This window comes from Natrinema versiforme, assembly GCF_005576615.1.
GTDB lineage: Archaea > Halobacteriota > Halobacteria > Halobacteriales > Natrialbaceae > Natrinema > Natrinema versiforme_A.
Map to the genome: position 1 here is coordinate 2,352,107 of NZ_CP040330.1, position 25,575 is coordinate 2,377,681.

General features: G+C 65.5%; 23 protein-coding genes. 7 read left to right on the forward strand and 16 right to left on the reverse strand.

The genetic code is table 11. From position 1 onward, the window contains the following. The first annotated feature begins 186 nt into the window (after positions 1-186). Positions 187-1,347 (forward strand): SPFH domain-containing protein, encoded by a 1,161-nt coding sequence (locus FEJ81_RS11575; RefSeq protein WP_138245438.1) that lies wholly within the window; start codon positions 187-189, stop codon positions 1,345-1,347. 138 nt (positions 1,348-1,485) lie between these two features. Here FEJ81_RS11575 and FEJ81_RS11580 read toward each other — a convergent pair whose 3' ends face one another. Then, positions 1,486-1,854: a hypothetical protein gene (locus FEJ81_RS11580; RefSeq protein WP_138245439.1), complete on the reverse strand. Its 369-nt coding sequence runs from the start codon at positions 1,852-1,854 to the stop codon at positions 1,486-1,488. Between the two features lie 4 nt (positions 1,855-1,858). Then, positions 1,859-3,403 (reverse strand): acyl-CoA carboxylase subunit beta, encoded by a 1,545-nt coding sequence (locus tag FEJ81_RS11585; RefSeq protein WP_138246771.1) that lies wholly within the window; start codon positions 3,401-3,403, stop codon positions 1,859-1,861. Positions 3,404-3,673: 270 nt separating this feature from the next. Here FEJ81_RS11585 and FEJ81_RS11590 point away from each other — a divergent pair, with 270 nt between their 5' ends. Continuing rightward, a complete protein-coding gene (locus tag FEJ81_RS11590) occupies positions 3,674-5,023 on the forward strand; it encodes a sodium-dependent transporter (protein WP_138245440.1) in 1,350 nt (449 codons plus the stop codon). Positions 5,024-5,044: 21 nt separating this feature from the next. Here the strand turns inward: FEJ81_RS11590 and FEJ81_RS11595 are convergent, their stop codons facing one another. Together FEJ81_RS11595 and FEJ81_RS11600 are read right to left on the reverse strand one after the other, a co-directional pair. After that, complete coding sequence (locus tag FEJ81_RS11595; RefSeq protein ID WP_138245441.1) at positions 5,045-5,779, reverse strand: SDR family oxidoreductase; 735 nt, start codon at positions 5,777-5,779, stop codon at positions 5,045-5,047. Between the two features lie 68 nt (positions 5,780-5,847). Beyond that, on the reverse strand, positions 5,848-6,294 hold the full coding sequence (locus FEJ81_RS11600; protein WP_138245442.1) for a response regulator: 447 nt from the start codon (positions 6,292-6,294) through the stop codon (positions 5,848-5,850). A 184-nt stretch (positions 6,295-6,478) separates the two neighbouring features. Between FEJ81_RS11600 and FEJ81_RS11605 the strand changes: the two genes are divergently transcribed. Continuing rightward, entirely contained in the window at positions 6,479-7,144 is a 666-nt protein-coding gene (locus tag FEJ81_RS11605) for a glycerophosphodiester phosphodiesterase (RefSeq protein ID WP_138245443.1), read from the forward strand. A 117-nt stretch (positions 7,145-7,261) separates the two neighbouring features. On the opposite strand, the gene FEJ81_RS11610 is transcribed toward FEJ81_RS11605, so the two are convergent. The 8 genes from FEJ81_RS11610 to FEJ81_RS23195 form a co-directional block, all read right to left on the reverse strand. Next, on the reverse strand, positions 7,262-7,651 hold the full coding sequence (locus FEJ81_RS11610) for a hypothetical protein (RefSeq protein ID WP_138245444.1): 390 nt from the start codon (positions 7,649-7,651) through the stop codon (positions 7,262-7,264). A gap of 162 nt (positions 7,652-7,813) precedes the next feature. Next, positions 7,814-8,203, reverse strand: a complete 390-nt coding sequence (locus tag FEJ81_RS11615) for a secondary thiamine-phosphate synthase enzyme YjbQ (RefSeq protein WP_138245445.1) — start codon at positions 8,201-8,203, stop codon at positions 7,814-7,816. A gap of 92 nt (positions 8,204-8,295) precedes the next feature. Then, positions 8,296-9,321 carry a HEAT repeat domain-containing protein gene (locus tag FEJ81_RS11620; protein ID WP_138245446.1) on the reverse strand — a complete coding sequence of 342 codons (1,026 nt, stop codon included), beginning with the start codon at positions 9,319-9,321 and terminating at the stop codon, positions 8,296-8,298. Between the two features lie 129 nt (positions 9,322-9,450). Then, positions 9,451-11,481 (reverse strand): SpoVR family protein, encoded by a 2,031-nt coding sequence (locus FEJ81_RS11625; protein WP_138245447.1) that lies wholly within the window; start codon positions 11,479-11,481, stop codon positions 9,451-9,453. 47 nt (positions 11,482-11,528) lie between these two features. Further along, entirely contained in the window at positions 11,529-12,857 is a 1,329-nt protein-coding gene (locus tag FEJ81_RS11630; protein WP_138245448.1) for a YeaH/YhbH family protein, read from the reverse strand. Then, complete coding sequence (locus tag FEJ81_RS11635) at positions 12,848-15,136, reverse strand: PrkA family serine protein kinase (protein WP_138245449.1); 2,289 nt, start codon at positions 15,134-15,136, stop codon at positions 12,848-12,850. Before FEJ81_RS11635 ends, FEJ81_RS11630 begins: the two co-directional genes overlap by 10 nt. 1 nt (position 15,137) lies before the next feature. Beyond that, complete coding sequence (locus FEJ81_RS11640) at positions 15,138-17,210, reverse strand: PrkA family serine protein kinase (protein ID WP_138246772.1); 2,073 nt, start codon at positions 17,208-17,210, stop codon at positions 15,138-15,140. 4 nt (positions 17,211-17,214) lie between these two features. Next, positions 17,215-17,424, reverse strand: a complete 210-nt coding sequence (locus FEJ81_RS23195) for a hypothetical protein (RefSeq protein WP_175416326.1) — start codon at positions 17,422-17,424, stop codon at positions 17,215-17,217. Between the two features lie 447 nt (positions 17,425-17,871). Here FEJ81_RS23195 and FEJ81_RS11645 point away from each other — a divergent pair, with 447 nt between their 5' ends. Continuing rightward, on the forward strand, positions 17,872-18,303 hold the full coding sequence (locus FEJ81_RS11645; RefSeq protein WP_138246773.1) for a DUF5820 family protein: 432 nt from the start codon (positions 17,872-17,874) through the stop codon (positions 18,301-18,303). 96 nt (positions 18,304-18,399) lie between these two features. After that, positions 18,400-18,846, forward strand: a complete 447-nt coding sequence (locus tag FEJ81_RS11650; RefSeq protein ID WP_138245450.1) for a UPF0179 family protein — start codon at positions 18,400-18,402, stop codon at positions 18,844-18,846. A 131-nt stretch (positions 18,847-18,977) separates the two neighbouring features. Here FEJ81_RS11650 and FEJ81_RS11655 read toward each other — a convergent pair whose 3' ends face one another. Then, complete coding sequence (locus FEJ81_RS11655) at positions 18,978-20,258, reverse strand: MFS transporter (RefSeq protein WP_138245451.1); 1,281 nt, start codon at positions 20,256-20,258, stop codon at positions 18,978-18,980. 62 nt (positions 20,259-20,320) lie between these two features. On the opposite strand from FEJ81_RS11655, the gene FEJ81_RS11660 reads away from it, so the two are divergent. Then, a complete protein-coding gene (locus tag FEJ81_RS11660; protein ID WP_138245452.1) occupies positions 20,321-21,763 on the forward strand; it encodes a short-chain fatty acid transporter in 1,443 nt (480 codons plus the stop codon). Positions 21,764-21,854: 91 nt separating this feature from the next. Here the strand turns inward: FEJ81_RS11660 and FEJ81_RS11665 are convergent, their stop codons facing one another. Then, positions 21,855-22,208 (reverse strand): winged helix-turn-helix transcriptional regulator, encoded by a 354-nt coding sequence (locus FEJ81_RS11665; protein WP_138245453.1) that lies wholly within the window; start codon positions 22,206-22,208, stop codon positions 21,855-21,857. A 135-nt stretch (positions 22,209-22,343) separates the two neighbouring features. On the opposite strand from FEJ81_RS11665, the gene FEJ81_RS11670 reads away from it, so the two are divergent. After that, entirely contained in the window at positions 22,344-22,973 is a 630-nt protein-coding gene (locus tag FEJ81_RS11670) for a flavin reductase family protein (protein ID WP_202979383.1), read from the forward strand. Between the two features lie 71 nt (positions 22,974-23,044). Here the strand turns inward: FEJ81_RS11670 and FEJ81_RS11675 are convergent, their stop codons facing one another. Continuing rightward, positions 23,045-23,803 carry an ABC transporter ATP-binding protein gene (locus tag FEJ81_RS11675; RefSeq protein WP_138245454.1) on the reverse strand — a complete coding sequence of 253 codons (759 nt, stop codon included), beginning with the start codon at positions 23,801-23,803 and terminating at the stop codon, positions 23,045-23,047. 6 nt (positions 23,804-23,809) lie between these two features. Further along, positions 23,810-25,468: a hypothetical protein gene (locus FEJ81_RS11680; protein WP_138245455.1), complete on the reverse strand. Its 1,659-nt coding sequence runs from the start codon at positions 25,466-25,468 to the stop codon at positions 23,810-23,812. Positions 25,469-25,575 lie beyond the last annotated feature (107 nt).

Here is a 25,575-nt window from a genome sequence, read left to right on the forward strand (position 1 = left end):
GACTGCCAAATGCGGCTGCCGGCGGTCGATTTCGGACGGATTGCTCCTAGTACGGGACGATGTGACGCCAGTTCGGGACCCGACGCGACTCGAGGCAGATTCCATCCGTGGCACTGAACCGCAAGTGACACCCTCGCACAGTATGCATGGCCAACAGTTATTCGGCTCGAGTCCATGGCATAGACGATGTACGAACTGGCCCCCGGCCCGTTGCAGACGCAATCGGTGCTCGAGGACCCCCTGTTGCTCATCGGCGGAGCCGTGCTCGTCCTCGCGGTGATCACGGTCTGGCAGATGGTCGAGATCGTCGATGCCTACAACAGGGCGGCACTGACCGTCTTCGGGGAGTACCGCAAACTCCTCGAACCGGGGTTGAACATCGTGCCGCCGTTCGTCTCCCGGATCTACACGTTCGACATGCGGACCCAGACGATCGACGTGCCGAGTCAAGAGGCGATCACGCGGGACAACTCGCCGGTGACCGCCGACGCCGTCGTCTACATCCGAGTCATGAACGCAAAGCGCGCGTTCCTCGAGGTCGACGACTACCAGCGGGCGGTCTCGAATCTGGCCCAGACGACCCTGCGGGCCGTGATCGGCGACATGGAACTCGACGACACCCTCTCCCGGCGGGAGATGATCAACGAGCGCATCCGGCAGGAACTCGACGAACCCACCGACGAGTGGGGCATTCGCGTCGAGAGCGTCGAGGTCCGCGAGGTCACCCCCTCCCAAGGCGTCAAGGGAGCGATGGAGGAACAGACCTCCGCGGAGCGCCGCCGACGGGCGATGATCCTCGAGGCACAGGGCGAACGCCGCAGCGCCGTCGAGAAGGCCGAAGGTGACAAGCAGTCGAACATCATCCGCGCCCAGGGTGAAAAGCAGAGCCAGATCCTCGAGTCACAGGGCGATGCGATCTCGACCGTGCTGCGCGCCCGCTCGGCCGAATCGATGGGCGAACGTGCGGTCATCGACAAGGGGATGGAGACGCTGGGCGAGATCGGGCAAGGCGAGTCGACGACCTTCGTCATGCCCCAGGAACTCACCTCGTTGGTCGGCCGCTACGGCAAGCACCTCTCGGGCAGCGACGTGGAAGGCAACGGTGCCGACCTCGAGAGCCTCGAGTTCGACGAGGAGACCCGCGAACTGATCGGGTTAGACGACATCGCCGAGATCATCGGCGAGATCGACGAGCAAGCGGAGATGGACGTCGAGGCGATGGAACAGGAGGCACAGGCGATCAAGGAGGGCGAAGACATGGGTTCGGACGCGGGTCCGGACCCCGACGAGTCGATCACCATGTCCGAGACCGACGACGAGTCCGAACTCGGCTCCGACTCGGAGTAACGTTGCCCGCCGCGAGCGGCTGGCGGCTCGCGGTCGACGGCCGATCGCAGTCACGGGCCGGAACGATCGTCACGGCCACATCGCCGACGCTTCTCTCGAGAACTCGATCTCGCGAATCGAAAACAGCGTTGCCGGCGCTCAGAACCGCTCCGTGCGTCCCGCGGCCGACCACGGATCGGTCGGTGCCTCCCGGGGCACGCGGACGGTCCGGTGTTGCTGTGTCCGGACCTTGCCGGCGAACGCCCAGCGCTTGTCGTCCCACGTCTCCTCGCCGTCGGCCGCCGCTGCGGCGGCTACAAGCGCCTGATCGTGGAGGTGTGCGCCGATGGCGGCCGCGATGGCCGCGGCCTCCTCGTCGTCCGCGTCGTCGGGCAACTCGAGGTCGGCGTCCGTCGGCAGCGCCGCCTCGAGACCGGTCGACCCGCCGTCGTCGCCGTTCGAACCGTCGGCACCGGCGCTCGCAGGTCGCTCGCCGTCGTCGGTCGTCGGCTGTTGCTGGGAGGTCATCTGACTACAGCGGGATATTGCCGTGTTTCTTGTCGGGGTTCGACTCGCGTTTCGTCTCGAGCATCTCGAGGTCGTCGATCAGCCGCGGCCGAGTCTCGGTGGGGACGATCACGTCGTCGAGGAAGCCTTTGTCCGTCGCAGTGTAGGGGTTGGCGAACTCCTCGCGGTACTCCTCGATGAGTTCGTCGCGCAGTTCGTCGGGGTTCTCGGCCTCCTCGAGTTCCTCGCGGTAGAGGATGTTGACCGCGCCCTGCGGGCCCATGACGGCGATTTCGGCGGTCGGCCACGCGTAGTTGACGTCCGCGCCGAGGTTCTTCGAGGCCATCACGCAGTAGGCACCGCCGTACGCCTTCCGCGTGATGACGGTCAGTAGCGGCACGCTCGCCTCGGCGTAGGCGTAGAGCAGTTTCGCGCCGTGGCGGATGATCCCGCGGTGTTCCTGATCGGTCCCGGGCATGTAGCCGGGGACGTCGACGAAGGTGACGATGGGGATGTTAAAGGAGTCACAGAAGCGGACGAACCGCGAGCCCTTCATCGAGGCGTCGACGGTCAGGGTGCCAGCGTTGACGCGGGGCTGGTTGGCGACGAGGCCGACCGAGCGCCCGTCGAGGCGGCCGAAGCCGACGACGAGGTTCTGGGCGAAGTTGTCCGCGACTTCGAAGAACGAACCCTCGTCGACGACGCTGTCGATGACGTTCGTCATGTCGTAGGGCTTTTGCGGACTCGGCGGGACGATGTCGGTCAGCGCGTCGTCGCGGCGGTCGGGGTCGTCCCACGGCTCGACCCGGGGCGGGTCCTCGACGTTGTTCTGTGGCAGATAGGAGAGCAGTCGCTTGATATCGTCGAGGGCCTGTTCCTCGCTCTCGCAGGCGAACTGGGCGACGCCGGTCTTGTTGGCGTGGGTCATCGCGCCGCCGAGTTCCTCGTGGGTGACCTCCTCGCCGGTGACGGTCTTGGTGACGCCGGGCCCGGTGATGTACATGTGGCTCGTGTCCGTGACCATGAAGATGAAGTCGGTGATCGCGGGGGAGTAGACGGAGCCGCCGGCACACGGCCCCATGATCCCCGAAATCTGTGGGATGACGCCGCTGGCCTCCTGATTCCGGCGGAAGATTTCGGTGTAGCCGGCGAGGCTCTTGACGCCCTCCTGAATGCGGGCCCCGGCGGAGTCGTTGAGCCCGATGACGGGCGCGCCGACCTCCATCGCCATGTCCATGACCTTACAGACCTTCTCGGCGAAAACCTCGCCGAGCGAGCCGCCGAAGACGGTGAAATCGTGGGCGAAGACGAACGTGGTCCGCCCGTTGACCTCGCCGTAGCCCGTGACGACGCCATCGCCGGGAATCTGCTTCTCCTCCATCCCGAACTGGCTCGTCTGGTGGGTCCGGAGCTGGTCGAACTCCGTGAACGTCCCGTCGTCGAGGAAGTAATCGATCCGCTCGCGAGCGGTCATCTTCCCCTTGTCGTGTTGCTTCTCGATCCGCGCTTCGCCGCCGCCCTTCCGTGCCTCCTCACGGAATTCCTCGAGTTCGTCGATGCGGTCTTCCATCGTCATGCCGGGAACACCCCTGCTCGATTCATACGCCGTTGTGCGAGGACCAACAGGAAAAGGATTCCGTAATACCTTCACGATTTATCACTCCTCGAGCCAACCGGTCGCATCCGATCGAGACGTCGAACTACTATAATGTATAAAAGTAACTCGAACGGACCGGTTCGGTATTTTGGCCGTCTCGACAGCGAATTGTCGTCTTCAGCGGGCGTATCTCATTCTAGAAACCACGAACAATTATATAGTGGCTCTTTCAAACCGACCAACATGGCACAACGCGAAACATGGGCAACGAGAGCAGGGTTCATTCTCGCCGCGGTCGGCAGTGCGGTGGGATTAGGTAACGTCTGGAGGTTTCCGTATCAAGTCGGTGAATACGGCGGAGCGGCGTTCCTCGTCGTATACCTCGCTTTGATCGCGGTCATCGGATTCCCGGTGATCTTGGTCGAGTTTACTATCGGCCGGTACACGGAACGGAATCCCGTCGGTGCACTCAAGCAGATCGGCACGAACTCTTGGCAGCGGATCGGGTGGGTGTTCGTCGTCGCGGGCTTCGTTATCCTCTCGTACTACAGCGTCGTCGCAGGCTGGGTCTTGCAGTACACCGTCTACGGCCTGCAAGGGAACTACGCCGCAGACGGTGCGGCGCAGTTCGGAGCAACAACCGGGGGAATGATGTCGATACTCACACACGCGGTTTTCATGGCGGCCGTCATCGCCGTCGTCGGATTCGGTATTCGGCGCGGTATCGAATTCTCCGTGAAGCTGATGGTTCCCGCGATCATCATCCTCTTGGTCGGTCTGGCGGTCTACGCCGGAACGCTCCCGAATGCCGGGGAGGCCTACGCGTACTACCTGTCACCTGATCTGAGTACGATCGCCGCGAACTGGACCAGTATCTTACCCGCAGCCGCCGCACAGGCGTTCTTCACGCTCTCGCTCGGGATGGGCGTGATGATGACCTATGCATCCTACCTCGGAGAGGATCGTAACCTCGCCAAAGACGCCGTCATCATCGTCGGATTAGACACGGCGATCGCGTTCACCGTCGGCCTCGTCGCGTTCCCGGTCCTCTTCTCCGGTGACCTCGGTATCGCCGACATCGTCGCAATCGGCGACGGACCGGGCTTCATCTTCATCGCACTTTCGCAGGCGTTTAGCAACATTCCGCTCGGCAGCGTTCTCGGGGCGATCTTCTTCGGTACCGTCTTCATCGCGGCGCTCTCGAGCGCGATCAGTATCATGGAGGTCGTGGTTTCCTACCTGATCGACGAACGTGGCGTCGATCGCGTCCCGGCGACGCTCCTCATCGGAACCGCGATCTTCCTCTTCGGCGTTCCCGTCGCGTACGACGGCAGTCTCTCGTGGCTCACGGTCTACGACGAACTCGCTAACAACATCCTGCTCATCCTCGGCGCACTGTTGGTATCCATCTACATCGGCTGGGTGGAGACCGACATCGGCCTCGAGGAACTCGGCAAAGGGATTCGAAACCTCAGCGGCTGGGGAACGGCCTGGATCTGGGCCCTTCGAGTTCCCGTCGTCGTCACGCTGGTCGTGATCCTCGGGCTGAACGCGATCGGTGCGTACGAGGCGATCAGCGGTATTCTCACCTGATCGGCGGTCCGTTTTCGCCGATCAGGCCTCGCCGTACACTGGCACAGCAGCGCCGCTTGTCACCGCGGCCCCGTCGCTACAGAGGAAGGCCACCACGTCCGCGATCTCGAGGGGATCGACCCACGAGTCGTGGTCCGCGTCGGGCATCATCTCCCGGTTCATCGGCGTGTCGATGACGCTCGGCATGACGCTGTTGGCCCGCACCGTCCCGCTGTTTTCCTCGGCGATCGTCTCCATCAGCAGCCGGATGCCGGCCTTCGTGATCCGGTAGGGGCCGTCCCCCTCGCCGCCCTCGAGCGAGGATCGAGCGCTGATGCTGACGATCGAGCCGTCCGTCTCCTGGAGGTGTGGCAGGGCGTGTTTCGAGGCGAGAAATGCGGTCTTCAGGTTGATGTCGACGAGCATCTCGAACGCCTCGAGGTCGGTCTCCTCGACGTGGTCGCCGCCGCGCCACGTCCCGGCGATGTTCAGGAGGTGATCGATCCGGCCGTAGTCGTCGACGACGGCCTCCATCAGGGCCGCGACGTCGTCCTCGTCGGTCAGGTCCGTCTCGTAGAACGCGAGGGCCGATTCGTCGTCGGGATCGCGCTCGAGCTGGCTGTCCGCCTCGGCCGGCGCGATCACGTCGACGGCACAGACGGTCGCCCCCGCCTCGAGAAATCGGTCGACTGCGGCGCTGCCGAGCGCGCCGCTCGCGCCGGTGATCACCGCGACGGTCCCGCTGAAGTCGACGTCGAACGCAGTCGTCACTGCCATACGAGACGTTCGCGGGCCGTTCGCATGAAAGGGCGGGGCCATCGGACGGCCGGTCGACCACGTCGGCGTTACGAGGAGTCCGTCGGCAGCGCGGCTCGCCTGAACCAGAAGTCGGCGACCGCTTCGACCATCTCGGCGTACTCCTCGGAATCGGTCGGTTTCGTGAGATACGCGTTGGCCGCGAGTTCGTAGCTCTCGTGGATATCCTCGACGGTCGCCGATTGGGTCAACACGAGCACGGGGAGTCGCGCGAGCGTCGGCTCGTCCGTCAGCGCCTCGAGGAACTCGAGGCCGTCCATCCGCGGGAGGTCTAGATCCAGCAAGACGAGGTCCGGAACCGACGGCGGCTCGTCGCCGCGGTCGGTCAGCCGCAGGAGCGCCTCGTCGCCGTCGGTGGCGACGTGGATCGAGATATCGAGATCTAACCCACCGAACGCATCGCGGATGAACTGCACGTCCTCGTCGTCATTTTCGACGAGGAGCACGTCGATCGGTTCGTCGTGTCGACTGCTCATACTGTTCCCATGACGAATACGTCAGTGACTGTTTCATCCACTCCAGTAATCATGCACTTCTAGTCAGAGTATTCGTTTAAGGCTACTTGCTAAGTAATTTGGAATCCCGCGGCGAATCGCACCAGCCGCTGTGGATGCAACTCGACGGACGACTAAAGCCGCCGGGGATCGATGAGGGCACTGAATGCGACTCATCGCACACCGGGGGTTCGCCGCGACAGCCCCCGAGAACACGATCGGTGCCGTCCGGGCTGCAGCCGAGCACGCCGACGCCGTCGAGTTCGACGTGCGGCGGTGTGGCTCCGGCGAACTCGTCGTCGTCCACGACGACACCATCGACCGCGTCACCGACGGCTCCGGGACCGTCGCGGACGCCACCGTGAGCGAACTCACCGCTCACTCCGTCCTCGAGTCCGACGAGTCGATCCCGACCCTCGACGCGATGCTCGCGGCCCTGCCGCCGACCGTCGAGGTCAACCTCGAACTGAAAGAGCCCGGTATCGCGGGCGACGTGCTCGCGGCGCTCGAGGACGCGGCTATCGACACCCGGGTCGTGACGACCTCCTTTCTCGCCGGCGAACTGCGGACGATCCGCGAGCGCGACCCGAGTCAGCCGATCGGGTTGCTCGCCAGTCGCCACCTCGAGACGCCGGTCACGACGGCGGTCGAACTCGACTGCGACGTCCTCGGCGCGAGCTGCTGGCGCTGTCTGGCGACCCGGATCGTGCCGCGTGCGAAAGCCGTGGGGCTCGAGGTCCACTCATGGTCGATCGAACGGCGACCGATGGCGACGCTGCTCGAGCGGCGCGGCGTCGACTGCGTCTCGGCGGATCGGCCGATCCGCGTCTAACCGCTCGGTGCGGAGTGTCCGGCTATCCCACGACCGGCCTCGAGAGTCCGGTGATTCGCAGTCCACGTCGGACGGCGCAGTGGCCCAGTGGTCCCGTCGTCAGCCATCGGTTTCGCGCTAGCGCCCCGGCCGCTGGAATTCGATGGTCACGACGCCCTCCGCGAGTTCGTCCGTCGAGCGTATCGCTCCGGTTCGGTACGTCGCATTTCGGTCCACATCGGCTTCGGCCGGCGGGAAGAACAGCACCCGTTCCCGGGTGTTCTCGTACCGAATAACGCGCGTCTCGTATCCGCTCCAGTAGAGGTCGGCGAGAAACGATTCGCCCTCCTGTACCGAAACGGACGGCTTGTACTCGAGGGGCCGAGAGACGACGCGAAACCGCGCGTCCGGATGCCAGTCGCTGCCGTACAGTCTGGCCCGGTCCTCGCGTTCGTTTCGAGCGCGTGTCCGTTGGGCACCCAGCAGTCCGAGGACGGAACTGCCGAGGAGCAACGCTGCCCGTCGCACGGCCGCTCGTCGCGAGACGGGGACCGCGCCTGAGTCGTCCGTATCTATCTCGCGCGCTCTCGAGGCCTCTCGAGTCAATTCATCGGGCGTACGCCGCGCTGGTACTTGAACGAGATCTGTGAAAATACAGGGCCGCGGTACCGCCTGTTTGAGAGTCGAGCGCTAGTCGCCGACGGTCGTCACGGACACCGTCCGCGTTCGCGGGCCGTCGCACTCGACGAGCAACACCGACTGCCACGTCCCGAGCGCTAACTCGCCGTCTGCGACCGGAATCGTCACGTCGGGGCCGATCAGCGCCGCTCGCAGGTGCGAGTCCGCGTTCCCGTCCAATTCGTCGTGTGCGTGCCCCTCGTCGGGCACCAGATCTCGCAGGAACGACTCGAAATCGCCCCGGAGCCGCGGTTCGTCCTCTTGGACGACGAGGCCGGCCGTCGTGTGCTCGACGAAGGCCGTACAGGTCCCGGATTCCAGATCGTCGGGGACGGCCGCGGCGATGCGATCGGTCACGTCGACGGTCGTCAGTCGGGACTCGGTCTCGACGGGAAAGGCCATGTGCGAGTCCACAATCGCGAGAACGGAGTGCGTTCCGGTCGCCGCGGTCGGCGAGGACTGTGGACGGCGGGACGGCGTCTTCGCCGTAGCCGCTACGAGAGTTGCGTGACGGCCCACGCGGCGCGGTCGCGAACCGTCGGTGCCGGGTCCTCGCTCGCGAGATTCTCGAGGTGAGACACGGCCGCCTCGACGCGACCGTACCCGAGCGCGGTGCAGACGTTCGCCCGGACGAGCGGGTGATCGTCCGCGAGCAACTCGAGGAGCCGTCCGCGGACCGGTTCGATCGCGGGGTCGCTCTCGGCGGCGACGCGGGCGATCGCGTCCGCGGCGACGGCTCGCGTCTCCGGATCGTCGCGCGACAGCGCCGCGCCGAGTTCGTCACAGACCGGTTCGACGGCGGCGGGATCGCAGCGGGCCGCGTCGCCGAGACAGCCGATCGCGGCGTGGCGAAGGGCCGTCTCGTCGTGATCGACGAGCGCGGCAGCGTGGGCGACGAACTCGAGGGAGGGCAGCGTTCCGTCGGAACGCGCCAGCCGGCCGAGCGCCCGAAGCGCCGGGAGCCCGTACTCGTCCGGGTCCGACGCCAGCGCGTCGGTGAGGACCGGTACCGCGGGTTCGATCGCCGTCGGCTCCTCCCTCGAGACGTGCGCTATCGCCTGCAGCCCCTCTCGATCGTAGCCGCGCCGCCGCTCGAGTACGTCGGCGATCGCCGCGGCGTGATCGGCCACGACGTCCGGCCGCTCGGCGGCGACGGCGGCGATGCATCGAAGCAGTTCTCCCGTGGCCGGCTGCTCCGTGCGTTCGACGGCGACGCCGACGATGGCCGCGGTCGACGGCGCGACATCGGTGGGCGCTTCGGTCGCCAGATCGGCGAGACAGGCGGCTACCTCGTCGTGAAAATCTATCTCGGGCCGCTCGAGCAGCGCTCGGAGCTTCGGAACCGTCGGCGCGTACGCTGCGGTTTGCCCCCGTTCGTCGATTGCAGTTCGAATTCGTCGGACCGCGGTTCGTTGTGCAGTCGGTTCCTCGGCGTCGAGTCGCGTCAGGATCGCTGGCAGATCGACTCCGGTGGCCCCCCGGCCCCGGGGCTCGATGGCCTCGCCCCCGTCCCCAGTCATCGTGTCCTGCATTGGAGATGGACTATAAAGCCGTTCTGGCCGATCGAGTCCGTACAACCGGTTGTTCGAGCCGGATGTCGGCGAAACCGAACCTGTTCGAAATCGGAAGCGAGCGGCAGCCGAGTGACTCTACGCCAGCCACTCGTCGGGCTTGGTGTCGTAATCGACATCGTCGGCCGCGAGGTGTTCGACCTCCTCCCACGGCACGTCCTCGGTCGTCATCGTCTCGCCGTTGTACCGGATCAGCTTACCCTGCTCTTCGGGCTCGGGCTCGCGGTTGCGGCGCTTGGCGACCTCGATGTCGTGTTCGTCGACCTCCTTGACGATCGTCAGGAGGTTCACCGGCCGTCCCCACAGCTCGAAGATGCGTTTGAGGGTTTCCTTCGCTTGCCCCAGATCGAGCATGACGCCGTTGTACTGGTGGCCGAGCAGCAGTTCGTTGGCGTTGTTGTAGTTGCCGTCGTAGACCGCGATCGTCGGCTTCCCGAAGTTGGTGAACTGCAGGAGCAGTTTCTTCTTTACGTCCTCGGCCGCGTCGCTGGCGACGTGAAACTGCCCGGTCGCTTGGGAGTGTTCGTAGGTGAAGTAGTTGTTCTCCGTGATGAACTCCTGGGTCAGGAACTCGTCCAAGAAGGTCACGTCGTTGTGGCTCTCCCGGACGTCGAACATCCGGTCCCAGCCGGCCGTGAAGTCGACGTTCTCGAGCGCTTCCTCGACCGACGAATAGCGGGCGTCGTCGAACAGGTAGCGGCCGATCCGCTCGAGTTCGTTCTGGTTGACCCGCGCGAGGAACCCGCGGTTCTGGCGCTTGACCAGCGAGTAGTGCCGGCGGGCCACCCCCTCGTAGGTCAGCACCTTCCACGGGTATTTCGACACGTCGATCTCGCCCTCGCGGGCCCGCTCTATGGCCTGTCGGTCGAGCCACTCATCGGGAACGTCATCGAGTTGATCGAGCGTCTCCGGGGTGATCGTCTCGATCGCCGTCGGCGGCTCGAGGGTCTCGAGGACTTCCTCGAAGTCGACGACATCGGTGAGGTTGCGCCACGAGACGCCCTCGACGCGCAGGAGGTGCTCGAGCACGTCCCGGCGGTTGGTCGTATTCTCGACGTACTCCCAGAGTTCCATGCCGAGGCTGTAGGGGTTGAGCCCGCCGGAGGCGAGCACCTTCGCCATGTGGTCGGCGTAGTTGAGGAACTCGTCGTCGCCGGCGAAGACCTCGTCGGTCATCATCGTCGACTCCCAGTAAGCGGCCCACCCCTCGTTCATCACCTTCGTCATCTTCTGGGCGGCGAAGTAGTAGGCCTCGGCGCGCATCATGTCGAGGATGTCGCGTTGCCATTCCTCCATCTCGACGCCCCGGTCCGCCTCGTCGTCGTACTGCTTGCCGTGCTCGCGGACGAACGCCAGCACGTCCTTCTGGGGCTCCTCCGGGAAGCTTCCCGTGATGTCCTCGTCCTCGAGTTTCTCGACCCACTCCTCGTTGAACACTTCGCCCTTGATCTCGTCGGAGAGCTCGAGCTCGTCTAACTTTTCGGCGAGGTCCTCGTCGATCTCCTCGATCGCGGGCCCGTCGACGTCGAGCCGGCGGCTGAACACCTGATGCTGGTCGATGTTGTCCTCCAGCGAGAGGCAGTGGTCGATCCACTTCTCGACCTCCGCGCGGTCGATCTCGGGATCGGACATGTACTCGTCGATGGCCCGCGCGTGGCGCTCGAGCATGGCGGCCGCGTTGACCTGATCCTCGTCGGCGCGCCCGCTGGTGAACATGCCGAACCAGTCGTTGTTCGCGAAGAAGTCCGAGTGGGCCTCGACGTGGGTGATGACCGCCTTCTGGTCGGCCACCGTGTTCGACTCCTGTAAGAACGCGTGGGCCGGGTTGTCGTTGTTGACGATCTCGAAGGCCTTCCCGCCGCCGTACTGGCCCTGCTTTTGCTGCTTGTCGTACTGCATGCCCCACCGCCAGTGAGGGTACCGGGACTGGAACCCGCCGTAGGCGATGAGTTCGTTCATCTCGTCGTAGTCGATGATCCAGTACTTCACCGGGTAGGGATCGAGGCCGAGCTTCTCCGCGAGGTTCCGCGCCTCCTCGACCGGTTCCTCGAGGTCGCTGGCGATCGCCTGTTTGCGGAATCGGTCCGCGTTGGAATTTGACTTACTCATGGAAACCACCGGGGTTCGTGAGTTCGAAGCGAACGGCGTGTGCTTCGTTACTCATCGGTCTCACTCTCCGTCGAGAGGATATCGTAGATCGCGTCGGTCACGTCGTCCTCGCCGTTGACGTACGCCACCGCGACATCCTCGGCGTCAGTGCCGAAGTGGCGCTCGAGTTCCTCGGCGTGGGTGGCGTTGATCGCGTTGCCGCTGGGTTGGGTCTCGACGTAGGCGTGGAGGTTCGCCGGAATCTGCTCCATCATCGGAATGACCCGCTCCTCGGTGTCGTTCGAGGAGTTCTCGGAGTCGCCGGCCGCGAAGACGTAGCGGTTCCAGTCGCTCCAGGGGTACTCCTCTAACAGTTGGTTCGCGAGTTCGTACGCGCTCGAGATCTTGGTGCCGCCGCCGCTTCGGATGCCGAAGAACTCGTCGCGCTCGACCTCCCACGCGTCGGCGTCGTGGGCGATGTAGACGAACTCGGCGTTGTCGTACTTGCCCTGCAGATACCAGTCCAGCGGCGTGAAGGTCCGCTCGACGAGTTCGCGTTTCTTCTCGCGCATCGAGCCGGAGACGTCGCGGATGTTGACGACGACGACGTTCTTCTCTTTCTCCTCGATGATCTCGGGGTGGCGGTAGCGCTCGTCTTCCCGTCGGAAGGGGACGTGTTTGACCCCCTCGCGGCGGATCTTCTGCTGGACGCTCTCGCGCTCGACGTTCTCCTCGACATCCTCGATGGAGTCCCATTTCCCGCGTTCCTCGTCCGGAACGTCGTCGTAGGCCTCCTGAATCCAGGCCATCGACACCGGGAGGCTCTCGCCGCGGGCCCACTCGAAGACCTCGCGGGGCTCGATCCCCTCGACCTTGCAGAGTTCCCGTAGGAACTCCTCGTCGAAGTCCATCGCGAGCTTTCGCTTGAGTCCCTCCTTGAACATCCGCTCGAAGTCGAGCGTGCTGTTGGGACCGGTCCGCGTGAGGTCCGTGAACGGCCCCTCCTTTTCCTCGATGACCTTCTTGCCCTTCGGGTCGAGGTCGAGCCCGAGTTCCTCGTCGAGTTCCTCGGCGAACTCCTCGGGGTCCATCTCGTAGTACTCGTGCTCGCCGCCCTCCTCGCCGGGTTCGCCGTCCTCGCCGTCGTCGTCGCCCGGCTGGGGCTGGGGTTGGCCGACCGGCTGGCCGGTATCGGGCGTGCCGTCCTCGCCCTGGCCGACCCCGCCCTGATCGCGCTGGTCGTACTCGAACTCCGGCAGCGAGACGATCTTGACCGGGATGTTGATCTCGCCCGGCCGGCTCTGTCCGAGGTCGCCGTACTGGATGAAGTCGGCCAGATCCTCGCGGCGCTGCTCGCCGACTTCGCGGAATCGCTCGAGGTCGTCTCTCAGTCCCATCTGTAGCTCACCTGTCCCATGACGTGTCGGCTGGTCAGTTCGGCCGACGCCTCCGAGTAGCCGAAGAGGTCGACCATCGTGTCGATCGTGTTCGCTTTCACGGCGGCCGTCTCGGTTCCGCTCGGCGGATCGCTCCACTGCCGCGGGTCGAAGTCCTCGAAGGTCCGCTCGACATCGTCCCAGTCGTGGCTCTCGAGGACGGTCTTGATCACCGGGATCGCGGTCAGATCAACGTCCTCGACCGAGAAGTCCTCGTCGCGGTGTTCCCACGCGTGGCGGTTCAGCGACGTGATAACCTTCTCGCGCCGGAAGCTCCGGACGCTCTCGCGGGGCTGGTTGCCGTCGTACTCGGACTCGGAGAACCGACCCAGATGCTCGATTTCGAACAGCTTCATCGTCAGCGGGTCGGGTTCGACGCGCTCGCCGCGGTCGTTGTACAGCGGCTCCTCGGTCTCCCACGCGTAGACGTGTTCGACGTACTCGGCGACGGTCTCCTCGTCGACGCGTTTGTCGTGCATGATGGCCTCGATGACGTCGCTCTCCTGCTGGTCGTAGATGTAGTTCTTCACCGGGACGACGCGATTCTCGAACTCCGAGCGCTCGCCCGCTGAGAAGACCGGCGCGTCGATCAGCCCCTCGACCATGGCGTTGAGCACGTCCCGGGGCATGACGATGTCCTCGACCGACAGATCGGCGTGGTGGCGGTCCCGATCGGTCTGGAGGAGTTCCGCGAGCCGATCCCGCGTGTACGTGACCGGGATCCCGTGATCGCCGTCGTCGCCGTCGTCGCCGAAGTCGAACTCCTCTTTCTCCCGGCGGCTGTCGCCCTCCTGCAGGAAGCCCTGATCGTAGATGAGTGCTTTGTCGACGAGGTCCAGCCCGTTCGGGAGATCCTCCTCGTCTAACCGCGTGACGACCGCGTACAGCGCCGCCGCCTCGATCGCGTGCGGGGCGAACTCCTGAACCCGCGTCTCGCCGTCGCGATCCTTGACCGTCACCCGCACCGGCGCGCGGATCCGATCGGCGAGTTCGTCGTAGCTCTCGGCCTCCCAGACGTTCGTCTCGTTCGTGAGTTCGCGCCGGATCAGTTCCGTCTCGAGGCTCAGGTTCGTCAGGTAGCCAAAGCGGTGCTTATCGAGCCGCCGTTTCAGCGCCTTCAACGGGTCCATGCCGTTCCGATCCGAGTGCTGGTTGAGCTGGGCCTCGAGGTCGGGGTTCGAGATGATCAGCAGTTGGGAGTCGACATCCATCCCAATCCCCTTGTCCAACTTCACGGACTGCTCGTCGGGGACGTTCAGCAGCTTCTGGAGCAGGTCGGCGTGTTGGGCCGCGTCCTCGACGATCGTGAGGACGCCGTTGCCCTGCGAGAGGACGCCGTCGTAGCTAAACGCCTGCGGGTTCTTGCGCCCGCGGGAATCCAGTTCCTGCAGCATACCGTGCATCCACGACCCGACGAGGCGCTCCTTGGGCGGCCCGTCGTCCTCGGAGTGGAGGACGCCGACGCCCTGTCCCGTGTCGACGACGTAGTTCTTCACGCGGAGGTGGCTCTCGTCGGTGATCGCCGAGAACAGCTCGTCCTCGCCCTCGCGGCGGTAGCGCTCCTCGAGGAAGTCGTAGGCCTCACGGGAGAACGGGTCGAGTTGGGCGTCGACCTGCACGGGAACGTGATCGTCGAGTTCCCCGTTGAGTTGCTCGAGCAACTCCTCGCGGACGTTCTCGGGGAACACCGACAGCGGGTGAGCCTGGACGGGGCTCTCGTACCAGTTCTGCTCGTCGGCGGCGCTCGCGGCATCGCTGCCGTAGCTCAGCCCGCGGTCGCTGCCCTCGGCGGTCGAGATGTTCCACTCGACCGTGTAGCGCCGTCCCTCCGGCGTCTTCGAGTACTCCCGGAGCCCGTTGACCAGACAGCGCTTGAGTTCGGACTTCCCGGTCGCGGTCGGCCCCTCGAACCAGATGATCTTCTCGTCTTTGGCCCGGCCCGCGGCGATCGACCGCAGGTCGTCGACGAACCCGTTGAGGACCTCGGTGTTGCCGAGGATCGCGTGTTCGCCGTCGTTGTGCGGATCGTCGAAGAAACGGTAGCGCTCCTTCTCTTCGCCCTCCTCGACCACGGTTCGCGTACCCGCGGCCTCGATCGCCTTGAGTAGATACTTCGACGCGTGGGAGGCGATCGACGGGTTCTCGAAGATCCGATCGACGTAGGAGGCGAGAGTCATCGGCTCCTCGTAGGTCTCCTCGAGGGCGCGGTCCGCCTCGGTGACGTAGTCATGTCCGGTCATGCTAGTCTTCCATCTCGGCCTTGGCGACCTCCGCGCCGGCGAACTCGAGCACCTCCTTTGCTCCGCCCTCGGAGTAGCCCTGTTCGATCAGCGCGTCGATCCACGCCGAGCGCTCGTCGTCGTCGAATTCGTTGGCGCTGACCAGCGCGGAGAAGTTGATGTTGTGTTTCTTGTCCTCCCAGAGTTTGCGCTCTAAGGCACGGCGCAGGCGCTCGTTGTCCTGCGGGTTGAACGCCTCGCCCTCGCGGGCCCGGCGGCTGACCCAGTTCGAGACCTCCTGCCGGAAGTCCTCCTTGCGGTCCTCGGGGATGTCGAGTTTCTCCTCGACGGAGCGCAGGAACGTCTCGTCGGGTTCCTGCTCGCGGCCCGTCAACTCGTCTTCGATGGTATCGTCGTCGATGTAGGCCATCACGTGGTCCATGTACTTCTCGCCCTGGCGCTGGATCTCGTCGATATCGTAGGCCAGCGCGTGGCGGACGTCCTCGATGGCCCGCTCCTTGTACTCCTCGCGGACGGTCTCGAGGTAGCGGTAGTACTTCTCGAAGTTCTCCTCGGGGATGGAGCCGTGGTGCTCTAGGTTCTCCTCGAAGAAGTTGAACACCGTCAGCGGCGAGAGGAACCCGCGCTGGCGGTGTTTCGAGTCCATGATGGCCTCGGCGATCTCGTCGCCGATGAACCGGGGCGAGACGCCGACCATGCCCTCGCCGATTTCGGCCTTCTGCTCGGCCTCCTCGCGGAGTTTCTTGATGTCGAGGTCGTCGCCCTCGTCGATCTCGCCGTTGTAGGCCTTGGCCTTCGAGAGCAGCCCGACGGTCTCGGTGTCGGGCTCCTCGATGCGGGTGAGGACGCCGAACAGGCCCGCCATCTCGAGCGTGTGGGGCTCGACGTTGATGTCGGGGACGTCGGCGTTTTGCAACATCTTCTCGTAGATGCTGGCCTCGTCCTCGTAGGAGAGGACGTAGGGGAAGTCGATCCGCTTGGTGCGGTCGTTGAACGCCTCCATCTTCTCGTCGCCCTTCTTGTCCTTGTACTCGGGCATGTTCGTCCGGCCGACGATCACCTGATCGATGTCGATTCGGGGATTGTTCTTGGGCTTGATCGTCTGCTCTTGGGTCGCGTGCAGGAAGTCGTAGAGGAACTCCCGCTGCAGCTTGAGCAGCTCCTCGCCGGAGAAGATGCCGCGGTTCGCGTTACAGAAGGCCCCCGAGTAGTCGAACGCGCGCGGGTCGGACTCGCCGTAGATGGCGATCTTGGAGTAGTTGACGTCGCCGGTCAGTTCCGTCTCGTCTTGGTTCTTCTTGTCCTTGGGCTCGAAGGTCTCGAGTCCCTGTCGCTTGTTCTCGTCGGCGACGAAGCGGACGATCTCGATGTGATTCTCGAGGACCTGCTGGAGGTCGTCGTCGTAGTAGGCCAGCAGCCTGTCCATGTAGAACTCGCTTTCGGGGTCGAGTGCCTGCTCGTTTTGAATCGTGTACGGCGCATCGAGGTTCTCGTTCAGGTCGTCGATGACCCGCTGGCGCTGCTCTAAGGGGAGGAGCACGAGCGGGTCCTGATTCATCGGGGACCGGACGGTGTCGTCGGCCGGGTCCTGATCCTGAATCACGTCACAGAGGTTGGTCCAGCGGAAGGTGTACATCCGGCCGTCGTCCCGGAGCGTGTAGTCCTCGAAGTACTTGCGGACCTGCTTGTCGAAGTGGGACTTCCCGGAGCCGACCGGACCGAGCAGGAGCTTGATCCGGCGCTCGGGACCCAGCCGCCGGGCTCCCGACTTGACCTTGTTGACGAACTCGTGGATCGACTGATGGATCACCTTCCCGTAGAAGGTGTTCTCGCCGTCGCCCAGCGGGTCCTCGCTCGCGAGTTGGTACTCGACCATCCCTTCGGTCTCGTCGTAGGTGGTGCCGTAGTAGTCGAACATGTCCGCGACGCGCTGGTGGGCGTTGCGGGCCACCTTCGGGTCCTCGTACACCTCCTCGAGGTACCAGTCGAAGGACTTGGTCTCCCGCAGGTCTGCGGGCATCGATTCCTTGTAGTCCGTACTGAGCTGCTCGAGTGTTTCGATGTCACCGGTCATGGTATCATGGGGTTCCCCCGTCTGCAGTGCGGTCGTCCGCGCGAGTGCGGACGGTGTGAGCGGACGTCGTTCGACCAGCCGCGTCTCGTGGCCGAACCGTCGGAATCCGTCGCCTCGCGTCACCCGACGTGAACGCGTCGTATTCGTCGAACTCCTCGAGCGGGCGCTCGGGGAGCGCGACCCTGTCGCGGGCGGCGTGGATGTGCCGTGTCATATGTCATCTCGTACCACTTGACGTTGCGCGATGCCTCGTCAGGGCTCGGGCAACGATGCGCCGGGGACGGGCGCGGAGTGGATCGGTCCGGCAAACGGATACCGATAGTATTTAATGAGTGAGTAATCCAGCTACTTAGCCTTAGCCCCAAAAGGTATTTGTCAGAACTTTATTGCAGGAAAATACTGCCAGAACTCTGTGCTGATGTTCGGTATCACACCCCACATTCGGGGGTCGGCGGCATAAGCTACCGGCCTGCAACGTCCACGTGAACTCGCGCGCGCTGGCTGAATGGTAACGCGACACTCGATTCGGGCCACGGGGCACCCGCTGAGGCGACCGCGCCGGATCACCCGATCCATCGGGATCGGTCCACTGGCCGGAGCCGCCCCCGCGACCGGCGGCGGTGACGACGAGGATTTAGGGCGGGCGGTCCTACCGGTCGCCATGTCGGATTCGGATGCGGACGACGGGCTGGACCGCTCGCGGCTGCCGGACGGCTGGACCGTCTGGAGCCGCGGCGAGGACGGCCGGCTCGTGCTCGCGTATCGGCCGGACGTCTTCAACGCCGAGGACTTTCCCGCGCCGTGTCTGCCGACGCTGTATCTCACCCACGGCAAGCGGACCCGTCGCCCCGGCGTCAACCCCACCGATACCGCCGATTCCGCGGACTGGTTCGTCACGCTCTACCTCGAGCCGGACGTGTCGCTGAACGAGACGCTGCGATTCCCGACTCGAGACGAGGCCCTCGAGCGGACCGTCGAACTCGCGACGGCGTTCGACGCGGGCGAGATCGACTACCGGGGGCTGTATCAGGTGCCTCGAGAGACGTACTTCGACCGGCTCGACGACCTCACGGGCGACGGCAGCGACGACTGACTGCCCGATTTTCGACCCGTGAGCGGTCCGTGCCGCGGTTCGGGACCGCGCACTCGGGACGTGAGCCTTAACCGCCAGTGGCGAGTACCGAATACTATGTCGACCGTTACGCTCATCGGCTCCCAGTTGGCCGAGCCGGGAACCGAGTTCGTCTACGAGGGCGAAGCCGACGCCTGCGCCGGCTGTCCCTACCGCAGTCAGTGTCTCAACCTCTCCACCGGCACGAAGTACCGCGTCACGTCCGTCCGCGAGAACGCCCAGACCCTCGAGTGTGCCATGCACGACGGCGGCGTTCGCGCCGTCGAAGTCGAACCCGCCCCGACGCGTGCGAACATCACCTCGAAGGGTGCCTTCGCCGGCAGTAAAACGAGCCTGCCGGGCCCCTGCCCGTACGTCGAGTGTCCGAGCCACGAGTACTGCGAACCCGACGGCGTCGAGTTCGACGAGGAGTACCGAATTTCGGAAATCGTCGGCGAGCCGCCACACGACGTCTGTCACCTCGATCGCTCGCTCGAGTTGGTCGAACTCGAGACCGACGGCTGACCGCTCGGCCGAACGCACCAATCAACTCGCCGACCGGATCGACGAATTCCCCGACTCGGCGCGTCTCGAAGATCTCGTTTTTCGCCGGGTGCGCTCCGCTGAATCCGAGCGCGAGTACGGCCTACCAGCCGCTACGCGTTGGCGTCGGCCAGCACGATTAGTCCGGCACCGAGCAGGCCTGCGATCCCCGCGCCGAGGAAGGCGGGCGTATACGTTCCCGTGAGGTCGTAGGTGAGGCCGGCAGCCCACGGGGCGAAGAGCCCGGAAACGGCGAAGGAGAGCGAGACGAGTCCGAAGACGGCATTCGGGTTCGCCGTCCCGAACAGCTCGACCGTCAGCGGCGAGAGCAGGGCCCCGTTTCCGCCGTAGGCGATCCCGAAGACGATGGCGAAGCCGTACAGCCCCGCAGCGGAGTCGACGAGCGGGAGGCACAGCGTCGACACGCCCATAAGGGCTGAACAGGCGACGAACGTCCGAACACGACCGAACCGATCCGCGAGCGCACCGATCCCGATCCGGGCCGCCGCCGTCGTCCCACCGATCGCCGCGAGCGCGATGGCACCCGTCCCCTCACCGAGACCGATGTCACCGGTATAGGGGACGATGTGAACGAGGACGGCGTACAGCGTCGCGTAGACGAACACCCAGCCCGCAAACACCAGCAGGAACGCTCGCGAGGTCGCGACCGCGACCAATTCCCGTCGATAGGTCTCCCACTCCGGCGGTTCGTGGTCGGGAACGCCGTCCGGGAACTCCGCTCCCGTCTCGCTCGCGGACGGATCGTCGTCGAACAGCGGCGTTACGACCGCGACGGCGACCGTCGCGGCGACGACGAGCGCGAGCAGGGCAAGTCGCCACTCGAGGACGCCGACGAGCGCGCTCGCGGCGGGCGACATCGCGACCATCCCGATGCCGAGGCCGGCGGTCGCGATACCGGTCGCGAGGCCGCGGCGGCGCTGGAACCACCGCGGCACCGTGGCGTAGGAGACGACGTAGATCGCACCGAGACCGACGGCCGTGAGGATCCCGTAGGCGACCAAGAGCCCGCCGTACGAGTCCGTCCGACTTGTCCAGAGACCGCCCATCGCCAGCGATGCCGCGCCGAACGCCAGCAGCCGACGGACGCCGAGGCGGTCGGCAACCACGCCCAAGATCGCCGCGGCGAGGTAGATGACGACCGTCTGCAGGGAGAAGACCAGCGAGACGGCCGAGCGCGAAATCCCGAGGTCCCGCTGAATCGGCTCGAGAAAGACGCCGAACGCATAGGAGAGGCCGAAGACGACGAACGCGCCGACGAAGCCGCCGGCGACGACGTACCAGCCGCGGTAGACGCGGCTGTCGGGAGTCGAGGCCGCGCCGTCGATCGCTCCGGCCGTCTCGCGCGGTCGATCCGAACCGTCATCGGGACGCATTCGGTCGTACTCTTCTGTCGCGGCACATAACGCTTAACACGGGATTTGTTATCGCCACACATATGGGGGCAGCAGACAGAGCGGCCACGACCGGTAACGTCATCGAACGGCTGGGGAACCGAATCGCGAACGTCGTCGAGCGGTGGATGCCGAGTCCGTTCCTGTTCGCGATTATTCTGTCCTACGTCGTGTTCGCGGTCGGGATGATCGTCGAGGGACAGGGGCCGACGGAGATGATCCAACACTGGTACGACGGGTTCTGGGCGTTCCTCACCTTCGCGATGCAGATGGTTCTGATCATCATGACCGGATTCGTGATCGCCTATCACCCGCGGGTCAACGACGCGCTGCAGCGGCTGGCGACGATCCCGAACACCAGCGGACAGGCCGTCGTCTTGGTCGGCGTGGTCTCGATGGCGCTGGCCTGGATCCACTGGGGACTGAGCCTGGTCGTCGGAGCGATCTTCGCTCGAGAGATGGGGAAGGCCGCCTACCGCGAGGGGATCGCGGTCCACTACCCGTTGCTCTGCGTGGCGGGCTACATGGGGCTGGGACTGACGTGGCACTGGGGCCTGTCCGGTTCGGCACCGCTCCTGCTCGCGACGTCGGGCAACGAGTTCATCGAACTCGGCGTCATCGACGAGCCAGTCAGTACCTCGGCGACGGTCTTCAGCGGCTACGCGCTCGCGCTCACCGCGCTGTCGATTCTCTTCGCCGCGGTCGTCCTGTTCCTGCTGACGCCCTCGACGGAGCGCTCGCGGGAGATCACCGAGTATATTCCCGAGAGCGAACTGTTCGAGTCGGCGGCCGACGGCGACGTCGACGACGCTGCGGCGGACGACGTGGTCGCAGCGGACCAGCGGAGCGACGACCGCGTCCCGGCCGAGACGATCGATAACAGCCGGCTGCTGGGCGGCGTCATCGCGCTGACCGGCGTCGCGGTAATCGTTTGGGAGTTCGCGACCAGAGGGCTGGATGCGCTGGATCTGAACGTCCTAAACTTCGGATTCTTGTTCGCCGGCCTCGCGATCTACACCCGCCCGGCGCTCTATCGCGAGCGGTTCGGCGACGCCGCGGACGCCGCCGCCGGGATCATCCTCCTGTTCCCCTTCTTCGCCGGCATCCAGGGAATGATGAGCGGGTCCGGGCTGGCGGAAACGATGGCCGAGGCGCTACTGGCGGTCTCGACGCCCGAGACGTTTCCGGTGATCGCGTGGCTCACGGCCGCGATCGTCAACCTCTTCGTTCCCTCCGGCGGCGGCGAGTGGATCGTCCTCGGGCCGCCCGTCCTCGAGGCCGCACAGGAGGTCGGGATACCGGTCGGACAGGCGACGATCGCCTACGCCGTCGGGGACGCACACACGAACCTGTTGAACCCGTTCTGGGCGCTGCCGCTGCTCGCGATCACGAGGATCCGGGCGCGAGAGATGTTCGGTTACGCTGTCACGATGTTGCTCGCATTGATCCCGTTCTTGGCGGTCGTGCTGTTCGTGCTGCCGTACTGAACGGGATCGGTTGGCGGTTCGGATCTCGAGACCGGTCGGTCGAGCGGTCTCGAAGCGTCGGAGAACGGAACGCGATACGCGTCGGGCGGCGTTACTGCTCCTCGAGCGCGCTCTCCTCGAGCCACGAGCCGGCCCAGCACTCGATCTCGTTGAAGACCGGCTCGAGGGACTCGCCCTTGCCGGTGAGGCTGTAGTAGGTCGCGACCGGCGCGTCCTCTTCGATACGGCGTCGGACGAACCCCATTTCGCCGAGGTCGTCGAGCACGCGCGAGAGGGTCCGCGCGTTCGCGCCGGTCGAGCGCTTGAGTTCGTTAAAGCGCTGCTCGCCGTCGAGCAGTTCGTGGAGCACCGCCAGCCGCCACTGGGAGCCGATCTGCTCGAGGGAGGCGATGACCGGGCAGGCGTCGTCGAGTTGCTCGCGGGATTGCGTTTGCGGGGATGACATCGATGGGTTCTGCCAGCGACTACGTCGCGAACTGCTTTAGTAGTTCGGATCCGAACCGGGTAACATCGTGTTAGTAGATTGCCGGCGAACGCCTGTGATAGCAGCGACCGCGGATCGGTCGTCGGAGGCCGGACGATGACGGACGACGGGTCGACGGCCGGCGACGAGACTGACGGCCTCGAGATCGATGTCGACGAGCGCGAGGGCTCGCTCTATCGGATCCTCTCGAGTGCGGTCGTCCCGCGGCCGATCGCGTGGGTGAGCACCAAAAGCGAGGACGGTGTCGACAACCTCGCGCCGTACAGTTTCTTCACCGTCGCGTCGGTCGACCCGCCGGTCCTGCTGTTCGCACCCGTCGACGGTGCCGAGGGGCTCAAGGACACGCCGCGGAACGCCCGCGACACCGGCGAGTTCGTCGTCAATCTCGTCACCGAAGACCTCGCTGAGGCGATGAACGAGACCAGCGCCACGCTGCCGGCCGGCGAGAGCGAGTTCGACCACGCCGACCTCGAGCGGGCCGACTCGACCGCGGTCGACCCGCCGCGCGTCGCCGGCGCGAAGGTGGCCTTCGAGTGTACCCTCCGCGATCTGATCGACGTCGGCGGTTCGACGCTCGTCCTCGGCGAGGTCCGCCACGTCCATCTCGCGGAGTCGGTAACGACCGACGGAAAAATAGACATCGACGAGATCGACGCCGTCGGCCGGCTCGCGGGGAGTCTCTACGCGCGGACGGATGATCGCTTCTCGCTCGAGCGGCCGTCGTAGGCTGTCCTCGACGCCGCCGAGTGGCGACTCGAGCCGGCAGTACTGGTCTCTCGGCACCGTCTCGGCACCGGTCAGTCCTCCCGCAGGTCGCCGGTAATCTCGAGAAACGCGTCCTCGAGGCTGGTGGCGTCGCCGCGCTCGGCGCGGGACGCGAGCGTTTTGGGGTCGCCCTCGGCGACGAGGGACCCCTCGTAGAGGACGCCGACCACGTCGGCCAGTTCGTCGACCACGGGGAGGGCATGCGTCGAGAGGAAGACGGTGGTTCCGTTTGCCGCGAGGTCGGCGATCGTCTCGCGGACCGTCCGCGCTGCCCGCGGATCGAGCCCACTGGTCGGTTCGTCGAGGAAGACCACGTCCGGCTCGTGCATGATCGCCTGTATGAGCCCCGTCTTCTGTCGCATTCCCTTCGAGTAGGTGACGATTCGGTCGTCGGCATCGTCGGCGAGGTCGAACCGCTCGAGGAGCGACTCGATGCGTCCCTCGAGTTCGGCCGGGTCCATATCGCGCAAGCCGCCGTGGTACTGGAGTTGCTCGCGGGCCGTGAGCGTCTCGCGGATCGGCGGCGACTCCGGGAGGTAGCCGATGTGGTCGATAATCGCTTCTCGGTCGGTAATCGGTGCGCCGGCGACGCGACCCGATCCGCCGGTCGGCGAAACCAGCGCCGTCAGTAGCCGGATCGTGGTCGTCTTCCCCGCGCCGTTCGGTCCCAGAAAGCCGTAGACCGTGCCGGGATCGATCGCGATTGTTAGGTCATCGACGGCGGTCGTGTCTCCGTACTCCTTGGTCAGTCCGTCCGTCACGATCGCCGGCTCGTCGCTCGTTTCTGTCATCTGAAATCACGTCGTTCGGTACTGTCGGTATCGCCTGACTGCGATTCGGTACGCCACGCTCGAGATCGCGACAGCGATGAGCGCCGAGAGAAGGAGCGAGCCGACCCGAACGGCGGTCGCCGGCACGCCGATCCCGACCCCGCCTTCGTAGACCGCCGAAACGTTGCCCAGCGCCGCCGGCAGTCCCGCGACCGACACAACCCCGAACACGATCGCGAGCCTGTAAAACGGTTCCCAGCCGCGCTCTGCGTACGTTGGAATATCGGTGAAAAACGCGGGGACGGGGGCAAGCGCCTCGCGGTCGACCCCCAACCCGATCGCGGCGGCGACCGTGGTCGCACACGCACAGACGGCGACGCCGAGGAGGACAACCGCCAGCGACTCGAGGAGCGTGGCAGAACTGAACAGCCCGATCGGGACGACGACGATAGCCACGGCCGGGACGCCGGCGACGACCGCGGCGAGCACCAAGCCGGCGACGAACTGCCGTCCTCCGACCGTCGTGAGGAGCATCGGGAAAACGCGATACGCGACCGCAACGGGATCGGAGCCGAAGGCGACACCGGCCGCCAGTCCCAGCGACGCCGCGACCAGCACCAACAGCGGCACGCCGACGATTCCGAACACGGGAAGGACGATCACGCTCACGAACACCAGGACGTACGCCGTGTTCAACAGGCCCCGCGGGGCGCGGCGTTCGACGAGCCACCGCTCTCGAGCGACCGTCCGGACCGGCCGGGAGATCCGATTCTCGAGGAGACGGTCTAACCGTCCCTCACGGACGAGGGGGTGCGAGCCGCCGGTGCCGCCGGAACCGACCGGTTCGGCCTCCCAGAGCCGGCGAACGAGAACGGTCGTCGCGCCCGCGAGAAGCGCTACCGCGGGAACGAGGAGGCCGAGAGCGGCCAGTCCGTGACGCGCTTCGATACCTGCTCGGTCGCCCGCACCCAGAAGCGCCAGATCGACGAACCAGGTCCCCGAGAGGGAACCGAAGCCGGCGAGGGCGGGAACGGCCGCCGCGACCGCATCCCGAAATACGAGGGCCACACCGAGTATCACCGCCCAGCCGAACAGCGCGAACAAATCCCTGTAGAACCGGCCACTCGAGAGTCGCGTCCCGACGAACTGCACGGCGAGCCTGCCCGCAACGCCGACCACGACCGACAGCGCCGTCGTCCCTGCGACCGCGACGACGACCGTGAGTGCGACTGCCGGCGATCGGAGTCCGAGCGCGATCCCGCAGGCGACGGCGAGTGTCGGTGCGACCAGTGAGACGGTGATCCACGCGAAGACGAACCCGAGCAACCCCAGCCCGGCGGCTCTCGCCGTGACGGTCGTCAACAGCATCTCGGGCTCGAGGCGGGAGAACCGGTCGTGTGTCAGCGTGGCGCTCCGCCAGACCGGCCACACGAACGCGAAGAGGCCGGCGATCCACAGTTCGTGGGCCGGTAACGGCCGGCCCAACGCGAGATCGCGAGCGACCGAGTGGGCGGCCACGCCGAGCGCGATGGAGATTGCGAGTCCGACCCCAACGAGGAGCCATCTGCGAGCCCGCGACCAACCGGCTTCGCGGCGGTAGCATCGCCACTCCATGCGGGCGATGTCGACGCCGTGATCGACCAAACGGCGGGCGCTCGTAACGCGTTCCGTTGCCGTACTCGTCATCGTCTCTGGGCCGCGATCCGCTCCATCGCTCGATCGGCTGGCGGACTGTGCATCGGCGGCTTCCGTCCGCTAGTTAGTAAAGTTATATGTTTGCTGGCGGCCCGTCG

Coding starts and splice junctions, on each gene's coding strand:
- FEJ81_RS11620 (WP_138245446.1), bottom strand. CDS start 9,321: ATGACTGGGGACGGGGGCGAGGCCATCGAGCCCCGGGGCCGGGGGGCC.
- FEJ81_RS11580 (WP_138245439.1), bottom strand. CDS start 1,854: ATGACCTCCCAGCAACAGCCGACGACCGACGACGGCGAGCGACCTGCG.
- FEJ81_RS11675 (WP_138245454.1), bottom strand. CDS start 23,803: ATGACAGAAACGAGCGACGAGCCGGCGATCGTGACGGACGGACTGACC.
- FEJ81_RS11655 (WP_138245451.1), bottom strand. CDS start 20,258: ATGCGTCCCGATGACGGTTCGGATCGACCGCGCGAGACGGCCGGAGCG.
- FEJ81_RS11630 (WP_138245448.1), bottom strand. CDS start 12,857: ATGGGACTGAGAGACGACCTCGAGCGATTCCGCGAAGTCGGCGAGCAG.
- FEJ81_RS23195 (WP_175416326.1), bottom strand. CDS start 17,424: ATGACACGGCACATCCACGCCGCCCGCGACAGGGTCGCGCTCCCCGAG.
- FEJ81_RS11650 (WP_138245450.1), top strand. CDS start 18,400: ATGTCGACCGTTACGCTCATCGGCTCCCAGTTGGCCGAGCCGGGAACC.
- FEJ81_RS11590 (WP_138245440.1), top strand. CDS start 3,674: ATGGCACAACGCGAAACATGGGCAACGAGAGCAGGGTTCATTCTCGCC.
- FEJ81_RS11660 (WP_138245452.1), top strand. CDS start 20,321: ATGGGGGCAGCAGACAGAGCGGCCACGACCGGTAACGTCATCGAACGG.
- FEJ81_RS11640 (WP_138246772.1), bottom strand. CDS start 17,210: ATGACCGGTGACATCGAAACACTCGAGCAGCTCAGTACGGACTACAAG.
- FEJ81_RS11645 (WP_138246773.1), top strand. CDS start 17,872: ATGTCGGATTCGGATGCGGACGACGGGCTGGACCGCTCGCGGCTGCCG.
- FEJ81_RS11625 (WP_138245447.1), bottom strand. CDS start 11,481: ATGAGTAAGTCAAATTCCAACGCGGACCGATTCCGCAAACAGGCGATC.
- FEJ81_RS11605 (WP_138245443.1), top strand. CDS start 6,479: ATGCGACTCATCGCACACCGGGGGTTCGCCGCGACAGCCCCCGAGAAC.
- FEJ81_RS11680 (WP_138245455.1), bottom strand. CDS start 25,468: ATGACGAGTACGGCAACGGAACGCGTTACGAGCGCCCGCCGTTTGGTC.
- FEJ81_RS11600 (WP_138245442.1), bottom strand. CDS start 6,294: ATGAGCAGTCGACACGACGAACCGATCGACGTGCTCCTCGTCGAAAAT.
- FEJ81_RS11635 (WP_138245449.1), bottom strand. CDS start 15,136: ATGACCGGACATGACTACGTCACCGAGGCGGACCGCGCCCTCGAGGAG.
- FEJ81_RS11670 (WP_202979383.1), top strand. CDS start 22,344: ATGACGGACGACGGGTCGACGGCCGGCGACGAGACTGACGGCCTCGAG.
- FEJ81_RS11595 (WP_138245441.1), bottom strand. CDS start 5,779: ATGGCAGTGACGACTGCGTTCGACGTCGACTTCAGCGGGACCGTCGCG.
- FEJ81_RS11575 (WP_138245438.1), top strand. CDS start 187: ATGTACGAACTGGCCCCCGGCCCGTTGCAGACGCAATCGGTGCTCGAG.
- FEJ81_RS11585 (WP_138246771.1), bottom strand. CDS start 3,403: ATGGAAGACCGCATCGACGAACTCGAGGAATTCCGTGAGGAGGCACGG.
- FEJ81_RS11665 (WP_138245453.1), bottom strand. CDS start 22,208: ATGTCATCCCCGCAAACGCAATCCCGCGAGCAACTCGACGACGCCTGC.
- FEJ81_RS11615 (WP_138245445.1), bottom strand. CDS start 8,203: ATGGCCTTTCCCGTCGAGACCGAGTCCCGACTGACGACCGTCGACGTG.